Source organism: Vallitalea maricola (assembly GCF_036985595.1).
In the GTDB taxonomy this organism is placed as follows: domain Bacteria; phylum Bacillota; class Clostridia; order Lachnospirales; family Vallitaleaceae; genus Vallitalea; species Vallitalea maricola.
This window is the reverse complement of record NZ_BTPU01000003.1, coordinates 1-26,586: the sequence shown is the minus strand read 5'-3', so window position 1 is coordinate 26,586 and position 26,586 is coordinate 1. Positions and strand designations below refer to the sequence as shown.

Annotated in this window: 17 protein-coding genes and 1 riboswitch; of the genes, 3 read left to right on the top strand and 14 right to left on the bottom strand. The window is 32.4% G+C overall.

Annotated elements, in window-relative coordinates; all coding sequences use genetic code 11:
• Positions 1-34: 34 nt before the first annotated feature.
• The 5 genes from AACQ14_RS01105 to AACQ14_RS01085 form a co-directional block, all read right to left on the bottom strand.
• The gene (locus tag AACQ14_RS01105; RefSeq protein WP_339361722.1) at positions 35-5,500 is read right to left on the bottom strand and encodes a glycoside hydrolase family 66 protein; all 5,466 of its coding nucleotides are present in this window, start codon (positions 5,498-5,500) and stop codon (positions 35-37) included.
• 39 nt (positions 5,501-5,539) lie between these two features.
• On the bottom strand, positions 5,540-7,222 hold the full coding sequence (locus AACQ14_RS01100) for a glycoside hydrolase family 66 protein (RefSeq protein WP_339361721.1): 1,683 nt from the start codon (positions 7,220-7,222) through the stop codon (positions 5,540-5,542).
• Positions 7,223-7,246: 24 nt separating this feature from the next.
• Positions 7,247-8,059, bottom strand: coding sequence for a carbohydrate ABC transporter permease (locus AACQ14_RS01095; RefSeq protein ID WP_202975197.1), 813 nt, complete (start codon positions 8,057-8,059; stop codon positions 7,247-7,249).
• A gap of 13 nt (positions 8,060-8,072) precedes the next feature.
• On the bottom strand, positions 8,073-8,954 hold the full coding sequence (locus AACQ14_RS01090) for a carbohydrate ABC transporter permease (protein ID WP_339361720.1): 882 nt from the start codon (positions 8,952-8,954) through the stop codon (positions 8,073-8,075).
• A 108-nt stretch (positions 8,955-9,062) separates the two neighbouring features.
• Entirely contained in the window at positions 9,063-10,412 is a 1,350-nt protein-coding gene (locus AACQ14_RS01085) for an ABC transporter substrate-binding protein (protein WP_339361719.1), read from the bottom strand.
• Positions 10,413-10,657: 245 nt separating this feature from the next.
• Between AACQ14_RS01085 and AACQ14_RS01080 the strand changes: the two genes are divergently transcribed.
• Both AACQ14_RS01080 and AACQ14_RS01075 read left to right on the top strand, forming a co-directional pair.
• Positions 10,658-12,463, top strand: a complete 1,806-nt coding sequence (locus AACQ14_RS01080; protein WP_339361718.1) for a sensor histidine kinase — start codon at positions 10,658-10,660, stop codon at positions 12,461-12,463.
• A gap of 12 nt (positions 12,464-12,475) precedes the next feature.
• Positions 12,476-14,074 (top strand): response regulator transcription factor, encoded by a 1,599-nt coding sequence (locus AACQ14_RS01075; RefSeq protein ID WP_339361717.1) that lies wholly within the window; start codon positions 12,476-12,478, stop codon positions 14,072-14,074.
• Here the strand turns inward: AACQ14_RS01075 and AACQ14_RS01070 are convergent.
• The 7 genes from AACQ14_RS01070 to AACQ14_RS01040 form a co-directional block, all read right to left on the bottom strand.
• A complete protein-coding gene (locus AACQ14_RS01070) occupies positions 14,067-14,807 on the bottom strand; it encodes an AIR synthase related protein (protein ID WP_339361716.1) in 741 nt (246 codons plus the stop codon). The genes AACQ14_RS01075 and AACQ14_RS01070 overlap by 8 nt on opposite strands.
• Positions 14,808-15,162: 355 nt before the next feature.
• A complete protein-coding gene (locus AACQ14_RS01065) occupies positions 15,163-15,750 on the bottom strand; it encodes a histidine phosphatase family protein (protein WP_339361715.1) in 588 nt (195 codons plus the stop codon).
• Between the two features lie 30 nt (positions 15,751-15,780).
• Positions 15,781-16,509, bottom strand: a complete 729-nt coding sequence (cobS, locus tag AACQ14_RS01060) for an adenosylcobinamide-GDP ribazoletransferase (RefSeq protein ID WP_339361714.1) — start codon at positions 16,507-16,509, stop codon at positions 15,781-15,783.
• A complete protein-coding gene (cobU, locus tag AACQ14_RS01055; RefSeq protein WP_339361713.1) occupies positions 16,509-17,075 on the bottom strand; it encodes a bifunctional adenosylcobinamide kinase/adenosylcobinamide-phosphate guanylyltransferase in 567 nt (188 codons plus the stop codon). Before cobU ends, cobS begins: the two co-directional genes overlap by 1 nt.
• A gap of 343 nt (positions 17,076-17,418) precedes the next feature.
• Positions 17,419-18,453 (bottom strand): pyridoxal phosphate-dependent aminotransferase, encoded by a 1,035-nt coding sequence (locus AACQ14_RS01050; RefSeq protein ID WP_339361712.1) that lies wholly within the window; start codon positions 18,451-18,453, stop codon positions 17,419-17,421.
• Between the two features lie 83 nt (positions 18,454-18,536).
• The gene (gene cbiB / locus AACQ14_RS01045; protein ID WP_339361711.1) at positions 18,537-19,502 is read right to left on the bottom strand and encodes an adenosylcobinamide-phosphate synthase CbiB; all 966 of its coding nucleotides are present in this window, start codon (positions 19,500-19,502) and stop codon (positions 18,537-18,539) included.
• Between the two features lie 175 nt (positions 19,503-19,677).
• Positions 19,678-21,165 carry a cobyric acid synthase gene (locus AACQ14_RS01040; protein WP_339361710.1) on the bottom strand — a complete coding sequence of 496 codons (1,488 nt, stop codon included), beginning with the start codon at positions 21,163-21,165 and terminating at the stop codon, positions 19,678-19,680.
• A gap of 200 nt (positions 21,166-21,365) precedes the next feature.
• Positions 21,366-21,541, bottom strand: a riboswitch (cobalamin riboswitch).
• Positions 21,542-21,711: 170 nt separating this feature from the next.
• On the opposite strand from AACQ14_RS01040, the gene AACQ14_RS01035 reads away from it, so the two are divergent.
• Positions 21,712-23,139, top strand: a complete 1,428-nt coding sequence (locus AACQ14_RS01035; RefSeq protein WP_339361709.1) for an alpha/beta hydrolase — start codon at positions 21,712-21,714, stop codon at positions 23,137-23,139.
• A gap of 157 nt (positions 23,140-23,296) precedes the next feature.
• Here AACQ14_RS01035 and AACQ14_RS01030 read toward each other — a convergent pair whose 3' ends face one another.
• Positions 23,297-25,261 (bottom strand): magnesium chelatase subunit D family protein, encoded by a 1,965-nt coding sequence (locus AACQ14_RS01030; RefSeq protein WP_339361708.1) that lies wholly within the window; start codon positions 25,259-25,261, stop codon positions 23,297-23,299.
• A gap of 10 nt (positions 25,262-25,271) precedes the next feature.
• The gene (locus AACQ14_RS01025; RefSeq protein WP_339361707.1) at positions 25,272-26,294 is read right to left on the bottom strand and encodes an ATP-binding protein; all 1,023 of its coding nucleotides are present in this window, start codon (positions 26,292-26,294) and stop codon (positions 25,272-25,274) included.
• Between the last annotated feature and the right edge of the window lie 292 nt (positions 26,295-26,586).

Genomic DNA, 26,586 nt, shown 5'->3' with positions numbered 1-26,586 from the left:
CTCCTTTACAACGTAATATTTACATAGTCTAATTTTACTCTTCTGAATTACCAAATAACCAGCTTTCATTATTACCAGTAATTCTATAATGAATATTCATATAGTCTGTTTCCTGCATACCTGAACCATTATCTAGTCCTAATGCAATCTTCATATTAGCCCAATCTCCAGTACTAACACTTCCACTTGAAAGTTCTGATAGTGGAATAACCATCTCTATTCTACCAGAAGTACTTTCCCATTGAGGTGCAATAACACTAGTGATTTGTTTATCCAACTGCCAATTGTTATTAGAATCTACATTGTAAGCTGTGTAATTGGAATCATCACTTCTTCTAGTAACCATGTAGCCATAGTCTCTATCTAATGTAGCACCGTAGAAACTGTTGTTAGTAGTACTAATACTTCCATTACTAAAATCTTGTGAGTAAACGGATACTACGAACTTATCACCATTTACGTTATAATTAGGTAAAGTATTTCCTACATTGTCAATTCTGATGTACATATTATTATCATCATTGGAAATATATATTTTTTCAATATCTCTTGTTGGATCACCAGCAGTATTATCACCTATTTTATCTAAGTAATAAGGTATGTATGTCCATTGATGCCAATCTGATATAGTATCATAATCATTACTTGTATCTCTGCATCCATCATGAACATTAACAGTATATCTAGCTCCTGCATTATATTGATTTGGTGTAATACGCATATCAAATTTATCTTCGTAAGTTAGAGCAGTCATAATATATGAAGCTCCTGTGATAGGCTCTATCATAGTACTTATACATGGTTTCAATGTAACATTAGAAACTGCTTCTCCTTGTGGAGCATAACCTAATGCAGTTCTATCAGCAAACCATTCTAGGCGTCGTAGAGCATTGTCTCTAAGAGAATCATAACCGCTGAAAATTTCCATCATAGCCACCCACATAGTCATTTGTGTCCACGAAGGCTCGTCTTCAAAAGCTTCGACTCCACCTGGATCCCAAGAATTTTTACCTGTATAGAAGGTATCTCCTTCATATCTTGTTACACCATATGTATCATGAGATATTGTATTAGTCACTTTATTATAATGGTCATAAGCACGCTTTGACATCATATCAATAACACCATAAGTAACTAAAACATCACTTGAAGCATCTACTGTTGTTCTTGGTGTACCATCTAGATTAACAGCTCTGTTGTAATATCTATTATTAGGATCTGTTTGATTCCATAATCCTGGTACTGAATCTGTTGAACTTCTTTGGATAGCTGAACGTATGGAACCTGCGGCACCATTATAACTATCTGCCAAAGACTGTAGTCCTTTAGCTTTTGCCATTTCTTGAGCAGCATCTAAACCAGCAGCATATAGAGCTTCTGTAAATGCATTATATTCAACCTGTTCTTCCCATATAGAACAATCTGCTTCACCAAAACCGTTTGAATCAATGTTATTCATTACAAAATCTGCTGACCTTTTATAATCATCCCATATATTGTTTAGGAAGTTAGTTTTAGCTGGTTCATCCAAACTTTCATAATGCCTATAAGCTCCTACTAGAAACATACCTATAGAATCATACTCTGGTTCTACAAAAGAAACTGGTTCATTATTCCATATCCAATAACAAGTCCAGAAAGTACCTGGTTTCTTCCAACTGCCTTGGTCAGTCTTTATTTGACGATCTGCCAGCCAATACCAATAGCTCTCAGCTTCATCAGTATGACCTGAAGCATCTAGTGACATAGCTGTAACAGCTGAATCTCTTGCCCATACCTTATAAGAATAAGCTGATGGATTAGTAGTAGCTGGTAGTGATGCAAATTTAGCTACATCTTTTACACCATCATTATATGTTCCAGGTACAATTGATTGCTTTAATGCTACAGATATATTTTCATAACAATAATTTAATTTTGGCTGGTCAAAGTTTACAGATTTACCTTCGTTCAACCAATTTGAGTAATTAGTTTCCATAGTATTCATCCAATAACTACCATTTTGTGCTGTTATTGTATTAATGGTATTTTGAATTTCTGAACTATCTTTACCTATTGTTAAATAAAAATATATATCAGTTGATTCTTGTGGTTGTAGAGTAACTGACTTAGTAAATGCAGTGGATATATCTCTACAAGTTACAGAACTGTTATTTTTCAAAGTACCATCGTTATTAAAAGTATGCCATGGTGAGCAAACATTATTATTTCTATCTGATACTGTATCATCTGCTACTTGGTAGTCATTAATAGCTGATTCCAATGTACCATGAGCAATATAATACTGTCCTGCCCCACTCATGTCTATAGTAGTTACTTTATTAGTAGAATCATATGAAGCTGTTATATCATTACTACTATGATTATCCACATGAAGCATATCCATGATATTATAAGTCTTTTCATTTCCTGTATTATTCTTAACAATATATCTTACAACCATAAAATTCTCATTTGGAATGGCTGCATAATCTCTTGATATCTCTGGAGACATTTTTTCTCCTGCATAAGTCTCATAAGCAGTATAGAAAATACCATCATCATCAAAATGACCTGAAGCTCTGAAATTACTTCCAGTTGTATATACCTTGTTATCAGTTTCATTTCTAAAGAACATGCTGTAATTCTTGATTTCGTTTCTATTATAATCATCAACATCTGTTTTTTCATAGAATCTTAATTCATATATAGATGGACCATCATTTAATAAAGGTTGTGTTATATTATTTTGAGTTTCTTTCCATAGGTATACTGAGTCTTTCCAGTTATTCATATATACTCCTCTTACACTCTCAGATAGCTTAGCAACACGTAAGTTATCTAAATTAATGTAACCTGTATATTCATTAGTGACCAGCACTACTAATCTATGTCTACCTGGTAATAGATGTACACCTTTTTCAGCTATTCCCCAAGTATCCCAATCTGATAATGGTTGGAAGGATATCTTACCTTTGTTCTGATTATCAACAATAAGTTCCCTGCTGCATTCACTACCTGTTGCATTAGCATATGAAAAACTTAATGTATAATCCCCTTCTTCTTCAACTTCTATGTCAAAAGAAACGCTATCCCATGTTTCTCCATAGGAATCAACAAATCCTGATCCTGTATAACCATAATGATTAGTATTAGTACTTACATCTTTTTTAATTGAATCTTCTGCTTCATATATTGATGGTTCACTTTCGTTACCAAATGTAAAATAAATCATATCCCAATATTTTAACTCAGGAACTGTAAAACTAATATACTTACCAATACTATCTGTACCTGTAGTAAATGAAAGATTCTCTGTCATACAATCATTTCTATCTGGACTAGCCATATATAAGTTAGATACTGATTTATGATAAGGTATATAATATTTTACTTGAAGGTTAGTTTTAGTTGTTGGTTCATCTGTAACATCCCGCCAATTAGTATTAGTCTCTGATGTTAAATTAATTAAATGCAATATACCATAGTCGTCATTTTTTGTTTTTGGTATAAACCATATATTTCCACTTTCACCTGAACCAGTAACACTTTCATTTGCAATACTGATTGTTTGTGTTCCTCCATCAACAGGGTTGATATCTGGATCATATAGAAGATTTTCATAAGCAGTAATGAAGTCATAATGATTTTGCATTTCACTTCTCAAATCATTCCTCATCATTTTGAAAGCTTTTGGATAATATGGGTGACCCAGCATAACTGTATCACAGAAATTACCTGATCCATTAGCCATGCTTAGACCAGTTCCCATTTCAATATGCATGGCACCTGATGCAGCTATTGCTGAATCTGTTAAACGAACTGAAGCTTTGTTAAAAGTACCAAGTGTAACACTATCCACACGAATATCTCCAGTATTATCACTGTCATGTTGAACTTTTATGCTATGATTTCCTGCTGTAAGATATAAAGTTTTTGGATCTGTAAAAGCTGCTTCGTTAGAATAATTAGACCAGCTTGGGTCAGCAGGCATTAATCCAGTTCTAGTTAAATCAAAATAAGCTGTCATAACTTTTTCATTATCAACATAAATATTTTTATCTGCTCTTGCTGAAGCTCCATTAGAGAATCTGAATACTAAGGTATATACGCCATCTTCTGGAACTGAAATATTAAAATCTGCACTATCACCAGCACTATCAAAACCAGTAATATAAGTTGTACCATTATCATTTCCACTTGTTAATCCGTTCAAACTTGCATTTTCGGCTTCGTATAAAGTTCCAGCGTTAGTATGTTGATTCATATAAGCTGCTAGAACCATTGTTTTTCCACCATCTGTTAATTTCTGCCATTCTATATATTTTTTCAAACTATCATATGTAGGAGAATTCTGCCAGATTTCACTGAATTGAAAATCTGTATCAGCATTATTCATAATATCCCATGTAGAGAATCTATCATTTGGTGGTACTGCTCCATTAACAGCATTCATTGTCACATAATTTTTACTGCTATTATTATTGGTCAATGTTTCTTTTGAATCATTTACAAAATCTGAGAATGTTTTACCAAAATCAACGTAATTACCCCAGTAATCATAATAATTAATGTTTCCCCAGAAATCACCCATTTGGTCTATTTGGATACCATCAAAACCTAAACGGTTAACAGCTGAAGTATATTGATTATTCATGAAATCCTGCCAATCCTTATTAGCTGGGTTCATGGCAAATAATATAGGTGCTGGACTTCCTTCAAGTGGGAAAATCAATTGATCTATGTTATTAATAGTTGATGGGTTATCTTTATCATAGCTTATATTGTAATCTTTGTTTCTATAAAGACCCCATTCTTTCTTAGCACCATAATCTTCATAATCTTCACGTACCATATATGCCATTTGATAAGCCATAGCACTTTGGTTGAGAGCATGTCCCTTATTAATTCTATTTTGAAGAGTTGTTTCACTAATAGTGTTACCAAATAAATCAACCCATGTATTTCCTGTACTAGGGAAGTTCATATCATGTCTATACATCCAATCATAGTATTGAACAACATTGATATTATAATCTTTTGCTAATTTTTCTATCATTTCATTACTTTCTTCTAACGTTTCTCCCACAGGAAAGTCTACAGAATATCCATATCTAGGGTATCTTGTAAAATCATTGGACACATCAACTCCAGTAGTAACCTCAACACCATCACCTATGTCTGCTGATATTAAATAGCCTGTGTAATTGTTGCTAGGTGCTGTCCATGTTACTGTATGAGTAGTAACTGTATTAGGCTGAACATCAACAACTGAACTATAAGTATCAACAAGATTTTCTAAATGATATATTTTAGTTGTTACTGTTTTTGATACTGCCATGCTATCCGGGTTATTTATTTCAATAGAAATAGTAACATTATCACCAGTATTAAATCTTGCTTTATCAACGCTAACTTCAGTAATAGTACAATTATCAGCAGCGAATGCAATATTACCAGTAGTGTTTATTGTTAATAAAAGTAAGCTAAGAGATAAAAATAAACTCATTAATTTTTTCATCTTTCCACTCCTCATTTTCATATATAGTATCTAACATATCTATCCAAGTTTAATTACGATAACTGTCCACATTTCTAGTCTGTTTATGTCCATTATTAATATATTTCCTCTTTCACCAGCTACTATATTGTAAGGGCATTTTATAGGTGCAGCTTGCTCTGGTGAAGAAATATATACATCTTTTACTTCCTTTTCTACTTGAATCTTAAGATTAATAGCAGAATTCATCTTTGGTTGTTTCTTTCCCTTATTCCATATCACATCATTTCCTTTCAAATTAATCAATGAGATTAGTTTCGTGTCAGCACTTTCTCTTATAATTGTCCATATTTTATTAGAATCAGCTGTTGCACTAAAATCATCGCCTTCAAAAACGTATTCCATATTGTCTCCATAAGCATGAGTCATAGATACGTCTATCAAGCTCTTATCATAGAACAAGTCTGAATATCTAATCATAAAATCATAATACTTCCTTATTTCACTAAACAGATTATCGCTTATCTTGGTATAATCCACATAGTAGCCTTGTGTTAAAACCCCTTGATTTTCCCCAAGTATCAAATGATATGCTCCATTAGAAATAATTGCTGCAGTCAATATTTTCAGAGCATATGCCCCTGCTTCTTCACCTTCATCCATAAAAGGTTTCAAATAGGCAGCTAGTATAATAGGTTTATCTGTTTCTCTTCTAGTATCTCTAATGATAGATTGTATGTGATTATAAGTGCTATAAGGATCCCACACTTCTATATAAACCATATCCTGGTCCGCTACACTAGTAGTACTAACAGGCCAATTCCCAACATTATTAAAGATTAAAGTAACATCTCTTTTTACCTTACTTAATTGTTCTCTTGTATTATTGATCAATACAGGAAACTCATTTTCTAGATTAACTATGTGATTATCATCACTCAATTTACTTACGGCTTTTTTTGGATAACCATAAGTATCCATATGTATACCATCAAAATCCAAGACTCTAATAGCTCTCTCATACTCATTTATGATATGTCTATGCCATGGAGATTTCTCTTCAATATTCATAATTATGAATTTATCTATAAAAGATATTGGCTGCATGTTGCTATTATATAACGCCTCATCTTTATGGTTTTCATAAAATGGTTTGCTTGCTGCATAAACAGCACCATAGGCAATTGCTTTCATACCATTTTTATGACAAAGGTCAATTTTATTCTTAATTGCATTCAATGATATTTTTTTACCCATGAGATCAGTATAGTTTTCTTCTTCATTAACTAAATCATCATGTCGATACATCCAATCATAGAACTGTACCATATTGATATGAAGTTTTTTCATGGATAATACATCTTCATCATCCAATACATCTTCTGATTCAAAGTCGCTAAGGAAACCATATCTTGGAGAATCCTTATGACTTGAGGCTACATCAACAGCAGTTGAATAGGTTGCTACAATCTTTTCTTCATCAAATATACTAATGTCTACACCATATCCATTAACTTGCAGAGGTTCTATTTCTATTATTGAATTTCCACTTTTATTATCAACTGCTTTCGTAATGGACAGGTACTTATCATCTAAGTGAGAAACCACTAGAGAAATACAAACATCAGTTGGCTTAATATCTGGATTCCATTCTATTACAATTTCTACGGTCTCTCCTTCTAGATATTGAGCTTTGTTAGGGTAAATATCTTTTATCAAATCTTTCATAATATCACCTTTCATTTTATGTAATCCTGCAATATTTATCTATCCTTTCACAGAACCTGCTGTAATACCTTTAATAAAGTACTTCTGGAAGATAATAAATATTACAACTGCTGGTGCTAAACCAATCATTGCTGCGGCTGCCATTAGATGCCACTTTGCTCCATATTGTTGATAGAACATGGAAATAGCAAGTGGAATGGTACGCATAGATTGTTTTTGTAAGAAAAATATAGCTTGAGCATAGTTGTTCCAGATATTCAACCCATTAATGATTATTACTGCTGATGTAACAGGTTTTAATATAGGAAAAACAATCCTCCAGAACGATCCTATTTTTGTACAACCATCAATGATAGCTGCTTCTTCAATATTTATTGGTAATCCCCTTATAAACCCAGTAAATAAGAAAACTGAAAAAGGTAAAGCATTAGCGGCGCAGACTAAAATCATTGCCCAGTGTGTGTTAATTCCACCTATTTTAATCATCAAAGTATATAAAGGTACCGTATTAATAATACCTGGAATCATCATACACCCTAATATTAAATAATATATTATTCTGTTGAATTTATTATTTACTCTAGCGATAGCATATCCAGCCATACTAGCAAATGAAACAATAACTGCTACTGATCCTAGAGTAATAATCAATGAATTAATAATTGAACGTCCCATTTTAGCCTTTTCCCAAGCGACACCAAAATTCTCGAAATATGATTGTGGAAGGAGAATCAATTCTTTTGAAAAGTTCATAGATGATGGTGTAAAAGCTAATAAGCTAAGTATATAAAACGGGAATAATGCAAGTAATGTAATTAATATTATAACTAGAATTCTTAGAAATTTTTTCAACCATGTCGCCTCCTTACGCATCATATTCTTTTGATTTCATCAATTTCAGTGATAATAAAACAGGAAATAGAATTAATAAAAATAGGATAACTGCAACTGCTGTGGAGTATCCAGTGAAACTACCATAGCACTTTCTCATGATATAGATACTTAATGACTCTGTACTATATCCTGGACCTCCATCAGTTAATGCCATTATTATCTCAAAAACTGATAATGATCCTATAATGTTGGTTATAACATTAATCTTAATAGGCTGAATCATCATAGGAAGAATTATATATCTTATCCTTTGACCGTAAGTAGCCCCATCAATCTTCCCTGCTTCGTGCATTTCTTCAGGTATAGCTTGTAATCCTGCTAGATAAACTACCATAGTCATTCCTACGAACTGCCATACATTAACCACAATAATTACCCACAAAGCCATATATCTATTCCCCATCCAATTGGCATTGGCAACATTAAGACCAATTCTTTCAAGAGTTGCGAATAAGAATCCTCTTTGTGGCTGTAAAATAAAGTACCATATGTAACCCATAATCAATGGACTTACAACTGCTGGTAAATAAATAATAGTTCTTACTATACCTTTACCTTTGAACTTACTATCCAAAAGTAAAGCATATAGGAAACCGAATATATTCAATAGTGGAGCACTTCCCAAAGCAAATAGAACTGTGTTTATTACGTCATTCTTTGCTCGACTATCATGAAAAAAACTGGTAAAATTCTTTAATCCTATAAAATTGGCTTTAGTCATACCATCATAATCTGTTAAGCTTAAGCCAATACCTTTTATCAATGGATATATAAAAAATATAAAGAATAAAATAAAAGCTGGTAAAATCATAAAATTATGTAATTTGGAAACTATCTTATTTCGAAAAATCACTCCGTCATCACTCCACTTTAATTATCTTACTATATGTACCTAATTAAACTATAAAAATATAGGGGCTGCCTATTGTATACTATATAACCTAGTACAGCCCCTAAATAACTAGTTAGATGCATTCCATGCTTTATCCCAAACTTCTTTGTAAGCTTTTGCAAAATCTATGGAAGCAGCATATTGTCCTGCATATAATTCTTGAACCATTCTTCCTGCGTCATCACCTGAGAATCCTGAAGGACACTCATTACTAAATCCAATGTTAACTCCATTACTAAGTGCATTATTAACCTGCTCTTTTATTGGACCCCAATCTGCATCAACATCTTTGAATGCACATGGTGATTTTATTGATTCACTATATTTCTTTAAATTCTCTGCTTTAAATAGATAATCTAAGAATTCTTTTGCTTCTTCTGGATGTTTTGAAGCTGAAGTAATAGCATAAGCTGAATCTTCAGCACTTAATATTACTGGTTCAGTAGAATCTGTTATAGCTGGATAAGGCATGAATCCAATGTTTTCTGCCATATCTGGGTTTTTATCTAATATACCACTAAGAGCCCACATTCCTTGACTGATAACAGCAGCTTCACCATTAGCGAACATTTCAACTTGATTATCATAAGTAGCTGTCAAGAAATCATCGTTGAATAATTTCTTATCTCTTCCACTTATAATTACAGAAGCAAAACTATCCATTGGTCCACCTTCAGCACCAAGCTGAAGTTTGGCATCATCATTAGCTAAAAATGCTTTTTTGGAATCAGTAACACCATAAGTCTGTTTAATAACTCCATGTGCCATAAACTCTATTAGATGTCCTAATGTCCAAGAATCTTTTCCAGCCATGAAAAGAGGTACAACATCTGGTTTGCTTTCTTTAATCTTAGCTAAATCTTCTTCAAACTCTTTCCATGTTTTTGCTTCATCTATTCCTAGTTCATCGAATATTGCCTTATTATAGAATAAACCAGCCATAGTCATATTACTTGCTACTCTATACTGTTTACCACTCTTAACATCTGTACACATATCTTTTATTGCAGGTTGGATACGGTCCCACCATGCTTCATTGGATAGATCTAAATATTTCCCTTGATCGATGTATTCCTGTGCAACTACAGTAGTAATATCAGGAATGTCACTTGATGCAAATTTGACTTTGATAACATTGCTTGCATCTTTTTGGAACTCTTGTTCAACTACAATTCCAGGATGTTCTTTATTGAAATCATCAATGATTTCATTCATCAAATCAACTGTTTCAACTTTTCCTGTAAAAAATTTAATATGCACAACTTTATCTGAATCTGTTTTTTGTTCTTTGTTCTCTTGGTCCACATTATCTTCTTTCACAGGTGTATTATCTACAGTTTTATCTTTTTCTTTTGAACCACACCCAGTAAATAATGAAAAAGTCATGATAACTAGTAACAAAGATATAAATTTTTTCATAGTCTTGTAATCCCCCGTTTTCTTATTAATTTGGAAATTTGATAATTCCCATTGTTATTGCTGTAATTTTATTGTATAACCACCACATGAAAAAATAAATACCCTATATTTTCGATGATGGTATGTTTTTTTTATATATAATCAATAAAATATAAAAAATATGGTATAATTAATTAGTAATTTTTATGTACTGAGCAAGCTAACTACCTAATAAGAAAGAGAAAAGTTTATAGGAGTATGATAAAATGCGAAGAATAAGTTGTAATTTTTCATTTAAACTTTTTATATGCACAGCGCTGCTTACATTAACGTCTATTTTATTTATATCAATATACTCTTATAATAAATATAGTGACAGTATTATGGAACAATCTTCACAAAAGGTTCAGCAGATAGTTGAACTGACGTCACTGAATATTAGAACATATTTAGAAGACCTGTATAGATTATCCTTATCTCCTTACTATGACCAAGATGTAATGGATGCATTAGATAAAACCATTGATGACTCTGACCTGAAATCTCTATATAGAACAAGAACAATAGAAGATTTTCTTGAACAGATTCTGATTATTCCAAGAAAAGATATACTACGAGTATTTATATTGACTGATGAAATATATAAAGGTGAACGTATTACTTCTACGATAAAATCCAATCAGGATTTTACTAAGTATCATTGGTATAAAAAAGCTCTAGAGAAAAAGCAGCCCATATTTGTTTCAGCTCATCTTGAACAGATTATCAAAGACCCTAAGAATATTGTTTTTTCCATAGTGAGTATTCTAAGAAGTACCAGAAATACTGATAAGATTCTAGGAGTAATCAAGGTAGATGCTAACTATTCCGGTATTAGTGATATCTGTAACAAAGTAGACTTCGGAAAAGATGGAGGTATTATAATCGTTGATGCCAATCAGCAGGTAATATTCTCTAATGTACCTCATTTAACTTCTGATGATATAGATGATGTATATACAAAAACCTATAATGGCAAAAAACCTTATACAACTATTAACTGCAATAACAAAGGATACTTGATTAATAAAAATGTTATAGAATATGCTGATTGGACTGTAATTGGTGTTACTTCATTATCAACCATCAATGAAAAAATATCAGATGTAAGAAACAGTGCTTTCATAGTAGCTTTGATTAGTTTTATCCTTGCACTTTTACTAATATCATTTTACCTGTATATGTTCCTTAGCCCACTGAATAAGATAATAAATAATATACATAAAATTCAAGATGGAGACCTTGATGTAGCCTTTCCTATAAAATCTAATGATGAATTAGGCTATCTATCAAGCTCATTGAATAACATGGTGGGTGAACTTAAGAATATGTTCAAGGAAAATCACAAATTGGTTCGTGAAATCTATGAAGCGAAATATCTCCAAAAAGAAGCACAGATCAATACACTGTTCAATCAGATTCAACCTCACTTTATATATAATACTCTTAACATGATAAGTATGTTAATTCAGTCTGACAACTTGCCCCAGGCTGTTAATACTATAAATAAGCTAAGTATTATTCTACGTGGTTTGACTCATATGGATAAAGAAATTACTATATCTGTAGAATTACAATTGCTGGACGCTTATTTAACAATACAAAAAAATAGATTCAACGACCGACTAAACTATAAAATCCATGTAGATAATCACCTTAATAATTATATTATTCCTGCTCTATTATTACAGCCTGTAGTTGAAAATTCTGTTATTCATGGATGCGAAGCTAAAAAACAAACCACAACCATTGAAATAACAGATACCATCACAGATAATAATGTAATCTTCATAATCAGAGATAATGGAGTTGGAATGGGAGAACAAGCGCTAATAATATTAAGGGAAAAGTTGAACACTGAAAAAGAAATTGGAGAAAGCTTTGACTTATCTGCAAAGGGTAATGGTATTGCCCTAATTAATGTAAACAGACGTATCAAGATAAAATATGGTATTGAATATGGTATTGAAGTTGAAAGTAAGGAAGGTATAGGAACAACAGTTAAAATAATTTTACCAAAGACATCATTATAGGGAGGTTTAACCATGTATAAATTATTAATTGTTGAAGACGAACAGTTGACAAGAAATTTTCTGAAACAGATTATTCCAAAATTATGTGATAAGTGGGAAATCGTTGATGATGTAATGGACGGTGCAGATGCACTTGAAGTATTAAAAAACCAATCTGTAGATCTGATTTTGACTGACATAAAGATGCCAGTAATGGATGGATTAGAGTTATGTAAACAAGTAAATATCCTTTATCCAGAAGTACATTGTGCCATATTATCAGGCTATGGGGAATTCGATTATGCCAAATCTGCAATTAAATACAACGTGAGCAGCTATTTATTAAAACCAATAATCAATGAAGAATTAAAAAATATGCTTGAATCTGTAGCAGAAATATGCCACAAAAATCAATGTGAACAAATTAAATATAATGACCTTATATCAGCTTCTAACAAATATAAAGAAGCCATTATAGCCAAGTTTTTGAAAGCTCTCATTACAAGTTCTCATATGGAAATCCAATCACTATATCCTATAATGTATGACTTGAACATAAATCTATTCGATGCAGAAGGAATTATACTCATACTTCAGATAACAGAAGATAACCTGATTGAAAACAATGTCAAGATAACTAATCTGATTCTACTGAAATTATTGCTTTTCAATACAGCAAAAAAACATACTATGGATACCTCTACAAAAGTATTTATAGATTCTAATGAAAACACTGTATTGCTTATACCCATTGATGAACATGAAGATTATAAAAAAGTTATTATAGATATGTATGAAAAGATTGATACTGCTTATTATAAAGAAACTAACTTACACATATTTTCTATAGCAGGAACTAAAGAGAATGAATTACTCCAATTAAATGTTTCCTATGAAAACGCAAAAAAGGCTTTCTTACAAACCTTATTCACCAAAGATGAACCTAGTAATATTCAGTTGTATTCTGAACAATTCTATCAAAATTATATAAAGACTTTACATAGCTATATGGCAAATTTGATTTATACCATCCATAACAATGATACAGTTAATCAAGAAGTACTATCCAAAGATATTAGCAACTTCTTATATGAACAGATCAACAGCTGTTACTTATTAAAAACACTAAACTACATAATAACTCAGTTAAAAACTAATATTCCTCTAAACGAAGATGTTATCAATAAAATATATAAAATACTGATAGATTCAAAAGACAACTTAACTGACAAAAAAAATATATCAGCCTTTATTATCAACATGTCAAACATAATAATAGAAAATCTGCATAAAAAGAATTCAATGTGTGATGAAAATCTACTCATAGAGCAGACAAAACAATTCATATACAAACACTATATGGAACCAATCAGTCTGTCTCTCATTGCAGATGAATTAAGTATTTCCTATTCTTACTTAAGCAACTTATTTCATGAATTAGAAGGCCAATCCTACATAAAATTCTTGACAGAAGTAAGATTAAAACACGCAGCCAACCTACTAAAGAACAACGAATTGAAACTAGGTTACATCACCAAAAAAGTTGGTTATATAAGCGTAAAACACTTTAGTTATGTTTTCAAAAAATACTATGGTATCTCCCCAGGAGAATATAGAAAGAGATTTAAATAAATTCTCCCACAACATTAACTGGAATATCAACCATCTGTTTTAATTTATCAAGATACCCGATATCCATAGCCAAAACAGCACAAGTAGCAGGTCCACCCGATTTATTTACATCAACACATACATCCTCATAAACCTTGAACTCCAAATTACCAGTCCTAGCCATTTCACTTGCCTCATAAGCAATACCTTTTGACCCAACTGGTAAAACATCTTTTATAAACTCAAGGCTCTTGATCTTCTTAAGAATATCCAATGTCATTATCTCACCTTTATCACCTACTACTTCGTTGCCTACTTTTGGAATCCCCACAGCAACAGCTATATTACCCTCTTCAGCCTTAGGAAAACTCCATATATCTGTATTCACCTTCCCAATAACCGTCAACCCTATCCCCGTAACCGTAACCGGAATATTCTCTTCAGTACTCCCTGTAACCACAGACTCCTTATCCAACCCAATCTTATCCAAAGCATCATTAATACCATCCATAATCCTTCTACCCGTATCATTCATTTCAACCGCAAAAGTATTAACGACCGTAATAGGTTCAGCCCCCAACGCAATAGTCTCAGACAAAGAAACAACCGCCGTATAATACCCCGTAACATACGGATCAACCTTTATCACATCATTCTCCTTATTACCAATCCCCCCACAAGAATCACAAGCAACCGTCAATATACTCTTATCCCCCAAACGAAGTATCGTAATATCCCTAAATTTCTCAATCATTGTTCTTACTCCTTTTAATTATATTTTGTCTATATCTTTTAATCTATATATATCTTTTTCTCTTAAACAAATATCTGTAATCGCCAAAAATCACTCACATAGAAGAAAAAGTGTTTTGTAACGGGCAATCAAGTAAGTAAAATAGTATATGTATATGTGGAGTAGTGAGGCAGGACGCCGAACCCAGCTTTTAACCTGACAGCCCTACTGGACTGTCAGGAATAATAATGGACTCGATGTCCATTATTATTCGTTGGGCTCAGGACGAGCAAGTTGCTGGCGTAACATATACATATACTATTTTACCAATGATAAGTCTATACAAAACACCATTTCTGACATACTTGCAAGATGACTAATTATTATCTCTCATTTGAACCAAAACCCCATACCCATTCTTATACTCAATCTCAATTATCATCCCAGGCAATATCTTAAAATGCCACCTATCCTCACTATCCAAATCCAACAAATACATTATTGCTGTTCTTATAACTCCTCCATGAGTCACAATCACAGTAGTCCCATTATCATCCTTTATCTTATCAAGAAAACTAATCACCCGTTTATCGAAATCCAGTACATTCTCACCTTCAGGAATAATATAATTCCTATAATCATTCATAAAACTATTATATTCCTCTGGATATTTCTCCAAAACCGAATTAGATGTCATTCCTTCAAAAATCCCATAATTCATTTCACTCACTTCTTCAGCCACTTCCGCCTTCTTACCAATACATTCTCCAATCTTTTCAGCAATAATCCTAGTTCTTTCAAGAGGACTAGAATAAAAATAATCAACTTCTTTTAACTTTATATAATCCAATATCCTATCTATTTGATTCAACCCATTCTCAGTAAAATCCGAATGAGTAACCCCATAAATAAGTTGTTCCACATTAGCACGAGTCTCACCATGTCTAACAAAAATAAATTTCATCCTTAATCCCCCATCATATATTTTAATAAACTAAACTAACGTTTCCAACAAATAAGCACTCAATAAGAATACAACCTGTGAAAACTCAACAGTCATACCAATAACATCACCTGTTATACCACCAAGTTTCTTACTGATACTAGCACTAACCATCATCACAATTACACTGGTTATAACAACAGCTCCTAACAACAAATATTCTTTCAACAAAATAATCAATACAACTAATAATAAAAATCCAGCTACAACATGAAACCACTTAGTATTATCTATAAAATCTTTCCCCATACCTGATTCTTTTGCATATTCATTAATTGAACACACAAATAATGCAAAACATCTCCCAGCAACAGGAAAAATCAATATAGTAACTGGATTACTATAACCAAGTAACGCAAACATACTCATGAAATATAGTATCAAGGCAATAACACCAAAAGAACCTATCCTGCTATCCTTCATAATCTCAAACATTCTATCCCTATCCCTGCAACTGAATATCCCATCACTCACATCTGCTAAACCATCCAAATGCAAACCACCAGTAATAATCAAATAAACTACAATTATCAACAGGGATGCTACAATAGGAACCATCTTATCCCCATAATAACTTATTGGATATAAAATCCCTCCTATAATTAGACCAATCACCGGCATATACTTTATCCCTTTAATAAAATCCTTACTATTAAAAGAAAAACTATAACTAATAGGAATTCTCGTTAAAAAAGTTAACATAAGTATGAAACTCTTCATCACTTATCAGCTCCCTTAATCTTCATAGGTATTGACGATACCATAAAATAAACCTCATCCGCTCTACTTGCTACATATTGATTAATTCTTCCCGCTATATCTCTAAATATATTACCTAACCTATAAGCTGGAACCAATCCCATCCCAACCTCATTAGTAACTAATATAATCTCCTTATCATTACTCTCCATGAAATCAAGAAGCTTCTTAACTTCACCAAACACATAATCTTCAACCATCTGTATATCCTCATTACTACAACTATCATAATCAACATCTTTATCAAACATAAGATTAGTCACCATCGTAGTAATACAATCCAACAAAAACAAATCAGTTGACATAACTACATCTTTTTCAATAGAATCAAATCCCTTATACCTCTCAATAGTCAACCACTCCTGAGGTCTTGACTCCCTATGCTTCTTAACCCTATCTTCCATATCCTTATCAGTAACAATAGCCGTAGCAATATAAGCAATATTCCTACCCCTAACCTTAGCCAATTGTTCACCATAAGTACTCTTACCACTACGAGCACCACCCGTTACCATAACAATTCCCACAACGTTCACTCCTCATTATAATAAATTCAATATCTTTAACTACTAATATTTAAAATAAAAAAAATCTAAAGGTAAGATATCTTACCTCACATTCAATTCATTTCCCATTCACCACTACCCCAGTAGGTAAATATGTATACAAATAAAGCGACTTACAAATATTTGAAAAGAAAATCTTAATGAGTGGAAAGAAATATTACGTTAAGAACCTTAACTGTTTGACGAAGGAGTTGTTAAGGTTTAGTAATATTTCTTGGAACGAATTTAGTTTTTCTTCAAATATTTGTTAAGAGCTGTTTTGTATACATATTTAACCTACGGAAGTTCACCACTAAATAAAAATCTACAAAATTTTATTTAACATACTAACCAGCTTTTCATTATCCCCATGCCTCTTAACCGCAATCCTAACAAACTCCTCACTCAACGATTTAAAATCATCACAAACCCTAACATACATATTATCCTTCAATAATTCCAAATTCAACATATTTCCCGAGAAATAATCCAACTTACATAAAAAGAAATTACTATAACTCTTATACACCTTAAGATTTCCTACACTACATAAACCCTCATACATATATTCTCTTTCTCTTTTCACCCATTTATTAACATTTTCACAAAAATCACTGTCTCCAATAATCTTTGGCACAATATCAAGAGCAAAAGTATTCATAGTCCAAGGTTCCTTATATTCTTCCATCTTTTCTATAACCTTATCATTAGTCACCCCATAGCCTATCCTCAATCCAGGCACAGCATAATACTTAGTCATGGATCTAAGAGAAAACACATGTTCATAACCTGTACAATTCCCAACAGGCTCATATCCAGTAAATTCAACAAAAGATTCATCTATAAACAAAAAACTGTTTTCTCTCTTTACTATATCTACTATTTTACTAACTATGTCTACTCCAAGATATTTTCCAGTAGGATTATTAGGATTACACAATACTACAACATCTGGCTGAAATACCTCCATCTTCCTAGAAAACATTTCCAGGTCAAACCCAAAATCATCATCACTATCTAATACATAATCATCTATCTCACTACCAGCCAATAAAAAAGCCCTTCTATATTCATTAAATGTCGGTTCAATAATAAGAACCTTTTTAGGCTTCATAGCTCTAGCAAACAAATATATAAGTTCACTAGCACCATTCCCCATAATTATTTTATTAGAATCAACATTTATATATTTTGCTACAGCTTCTTTTGCAGCAGTTCCTCCAATATCAGGATATTTACCTATATTGTCTATACTAGATATTATAGTCTCTCTAATATCATCTGGTAAACCTAAAGGATTGATGTTAACACTATAATCAACAACATCTGAGTTACCATAATATCCACCATGCTTATTCATAGAGTTCATTCCTTCCTATGTTAACAACTATTAAGTCAATCTCCAACAATAATTCTAATCTTGTAATTAAAATACCATCAATATTATATAAAAGATACTGCTAATGATATTAAACAAATCATTCCAACTGTAATAATCTCAGATACATACATAATCTTAGTAGATTTTATTATATGTTCTCCACTTAATTCGTCTTCAATATCACCTATTGTTGGCTTTACAACAACTTCATTAAAATATGTGTTGGTTCCACCTATTTGTATATCTAATAACCCTGCTACTACTGATTCTGGATAGCCGCAGTTAGGGCTTTTATGATTTCTATTATCCCTTTTTAATATTTTCCAGCCTTTTCTAAAATTATATCCTAGTATACCTCCAGCCAATAACATAAAAAAGCTTCCAATCCTAGCTGGAATATAGTTAAAGATATCATCCGTTTTAGCGGAAGCAAATCCTATATCTTTGTAATGGGAATGGAGATATCCCACCATTGAATCTAGCGTGTTTACTGCTTTGTACATAAAAACAAATTGTACAGGCATATTGAATATGAATCCAATACCTATAAACATAAGAGGTGCAAGTATACCGTCTACGGTATTTTCTGCTGTTGTTTCAATGGCTCCTCTAATAACCTCTTCTTTAGTTAGGTGATTGGTATCTCTTCCTACTAGATAGGATAATTGTTTTTTGGACAAGTCTAGATCATCTTTGTCTATGGCTTTCCAAACTTTCAGAACTTCATCCTTCAAACATTTAGCTGCTAATGATGTATATAGGAGATAAGTTGTAACAACATCTCTAACATAAGGATGTATTTTCCCACAAGCAAATAATAGAAGAGTAATTATAGTTACAGTTATCCCTATTGTTGCAAAAAGCAAGATGAAGCCACCTGCTTTTAGAGGTATTTTGCTTTTTCTTATGGTTTTTTCTAGTTTGCTTATTAGTTTTCCTATGTAGATGATAGGATGGGGTATGTTTAGTGGATCGCCGAAAATCCTGTCAAGTATTAGGGCAATACATGTTATTATAATAACTTTCAATGATAACACCTCTTAGATGTAAATTTTTGTAGCTAACTTATCAAAGGGGTCAGGGTAAAGTGTTATAATCACTTGCCTTACCCTGAGAAGCGGTCGGTCTGCGTGATTATAACACTTTACCCTTCTACCCGTAATTGTAGTAGTAAATATCAATTTCTTTTATTTTTATTATAAATCAACTATTGTAAATAATGTCTTTTATTTTTTCTAGGTCGATATGTTGACGTACTAGTTTTGCTAGTTTATCGTATTCCATGTCTTTTAATTTTGCGTAGTCTATGTTGTTGTTGCAATCTAGTCCTTTTTTCTTTCTTATGTTATCAAGTATTTGTTTTCTTAGTTCATCGTTATCGAATATTCCGTGTAGGTATGTTCCGAAAACATTTTTCTTGGCGTTGATGGCTCCGTCTAATCTGTTATCTTGTAGTTTTATTAGAGGAGTACTTTCGCCCATTAGGTAAGTTTTGCCCATGTGGATTTCGTATCCGTTTACTTTTAGGTTACAGGAATTTTTTGCGAAGGGGATTTCCAGCATTATGTTTCCTGTTATTTGGGTTGTTTGTTTGATTTCTTCCATTTCTGTTTTTATTTCTAAAAGACCTAGACCATTTATACTGTTCATGACAGTTTCTACGCCTTTTTCATCGGTTATGGTTTCTCCGAGCATTTGATAGCCACCGCATATACCAATTATGGGGATATCATTTCTGTGAGCTCTGTAGATACCTGCTTTTAGGGATGAATTATGTATGTATTCCATATCTTTGAGGGTATTTTTACTTCCTGGGATGACTAATAGGTCTATGCCTTCAAAATCTTCGGTTTCTTTTATATATCTTACGGATACTCCTTCTTCTAATTCGAAGACAGTGAAATCCGTGAAATTGGACATGTATGGTAAACGGAGTACTCCAATTATGATGTCTCCTTCTGCTTTTCTATCAAATCTTTCTGTAACGCTGTCTTCATCATCTATTTTTAATGGTTCAAAGGGAATGACTCCTAGACATGGTATTTGTAGTTTTTCATAGAACATATCTATGCCTGGCTGGAGAATTTTTTCGTCACCTCTGAATTTGTTTATTATGTATCCTTTGATTCTTTTTCTTTCTTCCGGTTCAAGAAGCATGACTGTTCCATAGATTGAGGCAAATACACCACCTTTATCAATGTCACCAATAAGAATTACTGGAGCGTCTACCATTTCAGCCATACCCATGTTGACTATATCATTTTCCCTAAGATTAATTTCTGCTGGACTTCCTGCTCCTTCTAATACAATGACATCATACTTGGATTGTAACTTGTTGTAAGCCTCTACTATATGGTCTTTTAATCCGGCTTTTGTACCAAAGTAATCTTTTGCACACATATTCTTGAATATTTTACCATTCAATATTACTTGACTTCCAACATCACTTGTTGGTTTTAGTAGGATTGGATTCATTTCGACAGTAGGTTTTATACGAGCGGCTTCAGCTTGTACAACTTGAGCTCTGCCCATTTCGTTCCCGTCTTCTGTTACAAAAGAATTTAGCGCCATATTTTGTGATTTGAATGGAGCTACACTAATTCCATCATCATTTAAAATTCTGCACAAAGCAGCAGTAAGTATACTTTTACCAACGGTAGAAGCTGTTCCCTGAAACATAATATTATTCATTTTATCACTCCATTTTTTATTATAGATGCATTTTATTTAGTACTTTTTATATTTTATCAAGTTATTGATTGTAATATGGAACTTACATTTTTTTGTTTCCAATGGGGGATAATGTTTGCAGAAATGTTTATCAGAATTGATTTATGTACCATAAATATACATTAAAACAAACCCATATCTCCACACGCAATCTGGATTTAATATACATAGTAATCCAAATAAGTATCCTGACTTATACATTAGCCTAATGCAATGCCTTCCCAAATGCTGATTCAGTGGCTTTTATTGCATTAGTAGTAAATACAGTAGCGGTGGCTGTACTGGATTTTCACCAGTTTCCTTATAAATATAGATTACTTTACTCACTTTTACATATTATAAATAATAATGGTGAGCATATATTAAATTATATATATGGAATCATTATATTCTATAATAAATATAAAATCAATAACTTGACATAATTAAGTTTTTGGATTATACTCAAGTAAAATCATTTAGATGTTTGTCTAATAATCTAATAAGCACATAAGGAGTGATATAAACATGAAAAGATTTATTATTTCATTAACAATAATTGCAATGATATTAGTTGGTTGCAAAGGGACTGAACAAGAAAATAATGAAGATACCAAAAACGTAATTAATGATGAACAATCAGATATAAAAGATGATACATCTGATACAGGTCAATCAGATAATGAAGCATTGGTAGATGGTACCGAAAAGGAAATTGCTACAAGCCTCAATAATGCTTTTATGGATAAAGATTTTGAATTCATTAGTAACAACTTTAATTATTCTGCTAAATTAAAACAGATAATTAATGTAGAAATGTTAAAATCAGCAGATAGTCAGATTAATGGTTTAGCTGGTGAGTTTGAAGAAGTATTATCCACAAAAGTAGTAGAAAAAGATAATAATAAAATAGTTATTATAACAAATAAGTATAGTAAATCCAATATCAACTGTACTGTATCATTTAACCAAGATAAGGTTATTGAAAATTTTTCCTTAACACCAGCTCAGGATGTAAAAGAAGTAAGTGTTCCTGAAAATGTTAAAGAAATACCTGTGGAATTTGGTGAAGAAGAGTACAGACTTCCTGGATTGTTAACTATTCCAAAAGATAAAGATAAATATCCTATTGTCATTCTTGCACATGGTTCCGGACCACAAGATAAAGATGAAACTGTAGGACCTAATAAGCCATTTAGAGATATTGCATTCGGACTTGCAAGTAAAGGTATTGGAGTTCTTAGATATGATAAAAGAGTATTTGCTCACCGTGATAAATGGATATCAGAACAAGAGAAATTGACCGTTTATGATGAAACCATAGATGATGTGGTATATGCATACAATTATATTCTTGATAACAAAGATATTAATGCTACGGGTGTTTATGTACTTGGTCATAGTCTCAGTGGTTACTTGATGCCTCGTATAGCTAATGAGATTCCAGATGCAAGCGGTTATATTGTATTTGCTGGTCCTGCTAGACCTTTGGAAGATTTATTGGTATATCAAATACCTTATTTATCTAATCTAGATGGTAAGATTACTGATGAAGAACAACAACAAATTAATTATTATAGGAGTGTTTATGATAAAGTAAAAAATATTGATGAGTCCAGTAATTATACATCAGCAGATTTGGGTGGAGTAGGCAAAGCTTATTACCTTGATCTAAAAGATTATAAACCTACTATAGTTGCAAAAGATATTACTAAACCAATGCTATTTTTACAAGGTAAAAGAGATTATCAAGTTACTTTAGAAGACTTTAATATGTGGAAAGAAAGCTTGGAGTCAAAAGATAATGTAACAATGAAATTATATGACGGACTTAATCATCTGTTCATAAAAGGTGAAGGTACCCCTAATCCTGATGAATATTTTATACCTTCTAAGGTGGATAATAATGTTATTGATGATATTTCAGAATGGATTCTCCTAAATAACTCAAACTAATATTATATATGAAACTTTCATAATAAAGGCTCTGTTTAATTAATCTTCAACTTAAACAGAGTCTTTATTATTATTAATCTCTTAACCTATACATACTTGTTATGTAATTATAATATATTAAATAATAATAAAAAACTTGAATTTAATTGTAACTCCCTTATCCTTTAACAATGCTGGTTAATTCTTTTGCTCTCAAATCTTCCAATTTATAATACTCTCCATTAATTTCATCTGATAATTTTTTACCTAACCCTAATTGAATAAAACCACTTTCAGTATCTATAACCATAGTTTGTATACCTTCATTTCTTATTATCCCAGCCATATGTAAGGCATCATCTATAGGCTTACCATTGTTCAATGAGACATTGGCTTTGCCATCTGTGACGAGTACTATCAAAGGCTCCATATCCGGTTCTTTTACCTTATAAGATTTTAGCAATTCATAAGCTGCATATAAACCAGAAGCTAAAGGGGTTTTCCCACCTGTAGGTATATTCTTCAGCCGCTTATCTGCCATATCTACACTTTTTGTTATTTGAAGTAGAACTTCAGCCTTATTTTTTCTAAAAGCAATCATCCCTACTTTATCCCTCTTCTGATAAGCATCATTCAACATTGAAATGATTGCTGACTTTACAGCCCTCATTCGTTGTTTTGTTCCCATAGAACCACTTGCATCAACTACAAACAATATTGTACTACCTGTCCTTCTTTCTCTTATTTTTTCTCTGATATCTGACTTATCAATAACTATAGATACTTTATCATTATTCCTAAACTTTTGATAAGGCAATGCAGCCCTGAATGTTGCATCAAATGCAATAGAATTAACTTTACCTTTTGGTATGGAATATTTGATATATCTACCCTTTAGAGAATCATTCTTTACTTTAGTCCTTTTTCCAGTACCTTTTATCTTTTTAGCATTATTTGTAGATTTTATTTCCAGGGGAATAATTTTGTCGTTATATAAGGGGTGTTCTATCTTTTCTTGTGAATTAGATTTATTGCTTAATTCATTACTCTTATCATTTTTCTTACTATTATCACCAATCTGTTCATCACAAGTAAAATCATTGTCCTTTTTATTTATAAAATCATCATTAGTATTATCCCTTTGGCTAATATCATCATTTTTTATATCTCTATTTCTTATATCATCAGTTTCATTCTTATTTGTATTTGAACTCGTATTGTTCTGTGTTTCATCTTTATTAGTGTCCATGTCATTATTATTTAGTTTTTTACTAGACTCATTAACATTCGTTATCTCTCTCATCCTATGGGGCAAACTATAACTTGCCGCCTCTTCAATATCATCACCAATAACATTTTTTCTCATATCAAGTGCTGCTATTGCCTTAGCAGTTTCCACTATTGATATTTCAGCTCTGTGACCTGAACAATTTCCCCCTCTAGCAATATCAGCTGCAAAATACATTAGTTCTTCATCTACCACTACATCTCTGATAATCTCTCTAGCAATAGCTATTTCATCACGTATTCTATGATTTTCCTTTTCCCAGTCCTCAATAAACCTAATAGGATCTTCTTCATATTCCATCCTTCTCTTTATTATTTCCTTACGCTCCCCAATATCTCTAGAACCTCTACTCTTCACATATAACCCGAATCTATCAATAAATTGAGGACGCAAATATCCCTCCTCAGGATTCATTGTTCCTATCAATATGAACTTAGATTCATGACTGAAAGAAAAGCCTTCCCTTTCAATTTTGTTAATACCTGAAGATGATACCTCAAGCAAACAATTAACAATATGTTCACTCAAAAGATTGACTTCATCAACATATAAAATATTTCCATTAGCTTTATGTAAAACACCACAATCTACAGCTTTCTTACCTCTAGAAATTGCTGTTTCAATATCTATAGTCCCAATGAGCCTATCCTCTGTAATATTTAACGGAAGATCAACAACACTTTCTCTAATAACACCAGCTAATCCTCTAACCAAAGTAGACTTTGCTGTGCCTTTCTCACCGCTAATCAAAACACCACCAATAGCAGGATTAACCGCATTAAGTATAAGAGCTTTCTTAACTTTCTCCTGTCCAGCAATAGCTGCAAAAGGAAATATCACTTCTGATCTTTTCATAGTCAAACACCTATCCAATAATTTGTTTTACCCTTTCAAAATCTAATACTCCTTCTTCAAAAGGTCTTCTTCTCATTCTATGTGGTAACACTAACTCTGCCGCCTCTAACAAATCCTCTTTCATTACCTTAGTTCTTCCATTAAATGCTGCAATAGTGACTGCTGTCTTAACCATCGTAATATCCGCCCTATGTCCATCAACCTCTAACTCAATAGATAATCTTGCCACCATATCCAATATCTCATCTGTATATTCAACCTTGCTCAACAAACTCTTAGCATTCATAATTCTTTCATTCAATCTATTATTATCTTGGGTATATCTCTCAACAAACTTCTCAGGATTGTCTTCATACTCCAATCTTCTCTTAATAACCTCAACTCTTTTTTCTGTTTCCCTCTCTCCCATAACTTCTACAACAAGTCCAAACCTATCAAGAAGCTGTGGCCGAAGGTCTCCTTCCTCCGGATTCATGGTTCCAACCAACACAAATCTAGCAGGATGAGTATAAGATATCCCCTCTCTCTCAATAGTGTTAACTCCCATAGCTGCCGAATCGAGCAAAATATCCACAACATGGTCATCCAACAGATTAACTTCATCAATATATAGTATATTCCTATTAGCCTCCGCCAAAATTCCAGATTCAAATTTCTTCTCACCCATCTTAATAGCATGCTCAATATCAAGAGTTCCAACAACTCTATCCTCTGTTGCACTAACAGGCAAATCAACAACTTTCATCTTACCCTTATGCTGGGTGACATCTCCAGACTCAATTAAACCCACACATTCATCACAACACTCACTTATTTCATCTGGATTACAATGAAACCTGCAGCCACTAACCTCTTTTCTCTCCGGCAGCAAATCAGCCAAAGCTCTCACAGCAGTAGATTTAGCTGTTCCCTTCTCACCTCTAATCAATACCCCTCCAAGAGAAGAATTAATTATATTAAGCAAAAGAGCTTTTTTCATATTATCTTGTCCCACTATAGCAGTAAAGGGATACTGCCTTTTGATATTTTCCATAACTTTAACTCCTTTTACTATTTTTTAATAGAAATTAATCTTAACTAATTATTTTTATAGAACTAATATTTTTTACTTATAATTACTTATATTGACTTATACCAATTACTTTACAAGTTACCACTACTGTAATTATTGTAATCTTGCAAATGAGTCAGAAAAAATGTTTTGCTCTTACGTGGCTTTTGCAAAATAGTATAGGTATATGTTTCGCCAGCTACTTGCTCGTCCTGAGCTCAACGAATAATAATGGACATCGAGTCCATTATTATTCCTGACAGTCCAGTAGGGC

Bases quoted from the DNA above. Each gene is read 5' to 3' on its own strand.
- AACQ14_RS01105 (WP_339361722.1), bottom strand. From the start codon at position 5,500: ATGAAAAAATTAATGAGTTTATTTTTATCTCTTAGCTTACTTTTATTA.
- AACQ14_RS01100 (WP_339361721.1), bottom strand. From the start codon at position 7,222: ATGAAAGGTGATATTATGAAAGATTTGATAAAAGATATTTACCCTAAC.
- AACQ14_RS01085 (WP_339361719.1), bottom strand. From the start codon at position 10,412: ATGAAAAAATTTATATCTTTGTTACTAGTTATCATGACTTTTTCATTA.
- AACQ14_RS01080 (WP_339361718.1), top strand. From the start codon at position 10,658: ATGCGAAGAATAAGTTGTAATTTTTCATTTAAACTTTTTATATGCACA.
- AACQ14_RS01075 (WP_339361717.1), top strand. From the start codon at position 12,476: ATGTATAAATTATTAATTGTTGAAGACGAACAGTTGACAAGAAATTTT.
- AACQ14_RS01070 (WP_339361716.1), bottom strand. From the start codon at position 14,807: ATGATTGAGAAATTTAGGGATATTACGATACTTCGTTTGGGGGATAAG.
- AACQ14_RS01065 (WP_339361715.1), bottom strand. From the start codon at position 15,750: ATGAAATTTATTTTTGTTAGACATGGTGAGACTCGTGCTAATGTGGAA.
- cobS (WP_339361714.1), bottom strand. From the start codon at position 16,509: ATGAAGAGTTTCATACTTATGTTAACTTTTTTAACGAGAATTCCTATT.
- AACQ14_RS01050 (WP_339361712.1), bottom strand. From the start codon at position 18,453: ATGAATAAGCATGGTGGATATTATGGTAACTCAGATGTTGTTGATTAT.
- AACQ14_RS01040 (WP_339361710.1), bottom strand. From the start codon at position 21,165: ATGAATAATATTATGTTTCAGGGAACAGCTTCTACCGTTGGTAAAAGT.
- AACQ14_RS01035 (WP_339361709.1), top strand. From the start codon at position 21,712: ATGAAAAGATTTATTATTTCATTAACAATAATTGCAATGATATTAGTT.
- AACQ14_RS01030 (WP_339361708.1), bottom strand. From the start codon at position 25,261: ATGAAAAGATCAGAAGTGATATTTCCTTTTGCAGCTATTGCTGGACAG.
- AACQ14_RS01025 (WP_339361707.1), bottom strand. From the start codon at position 26,294: ATGGAAAATATCAAAAGGCAGTATCCCTTTACTGCTATAGTGGGACAA.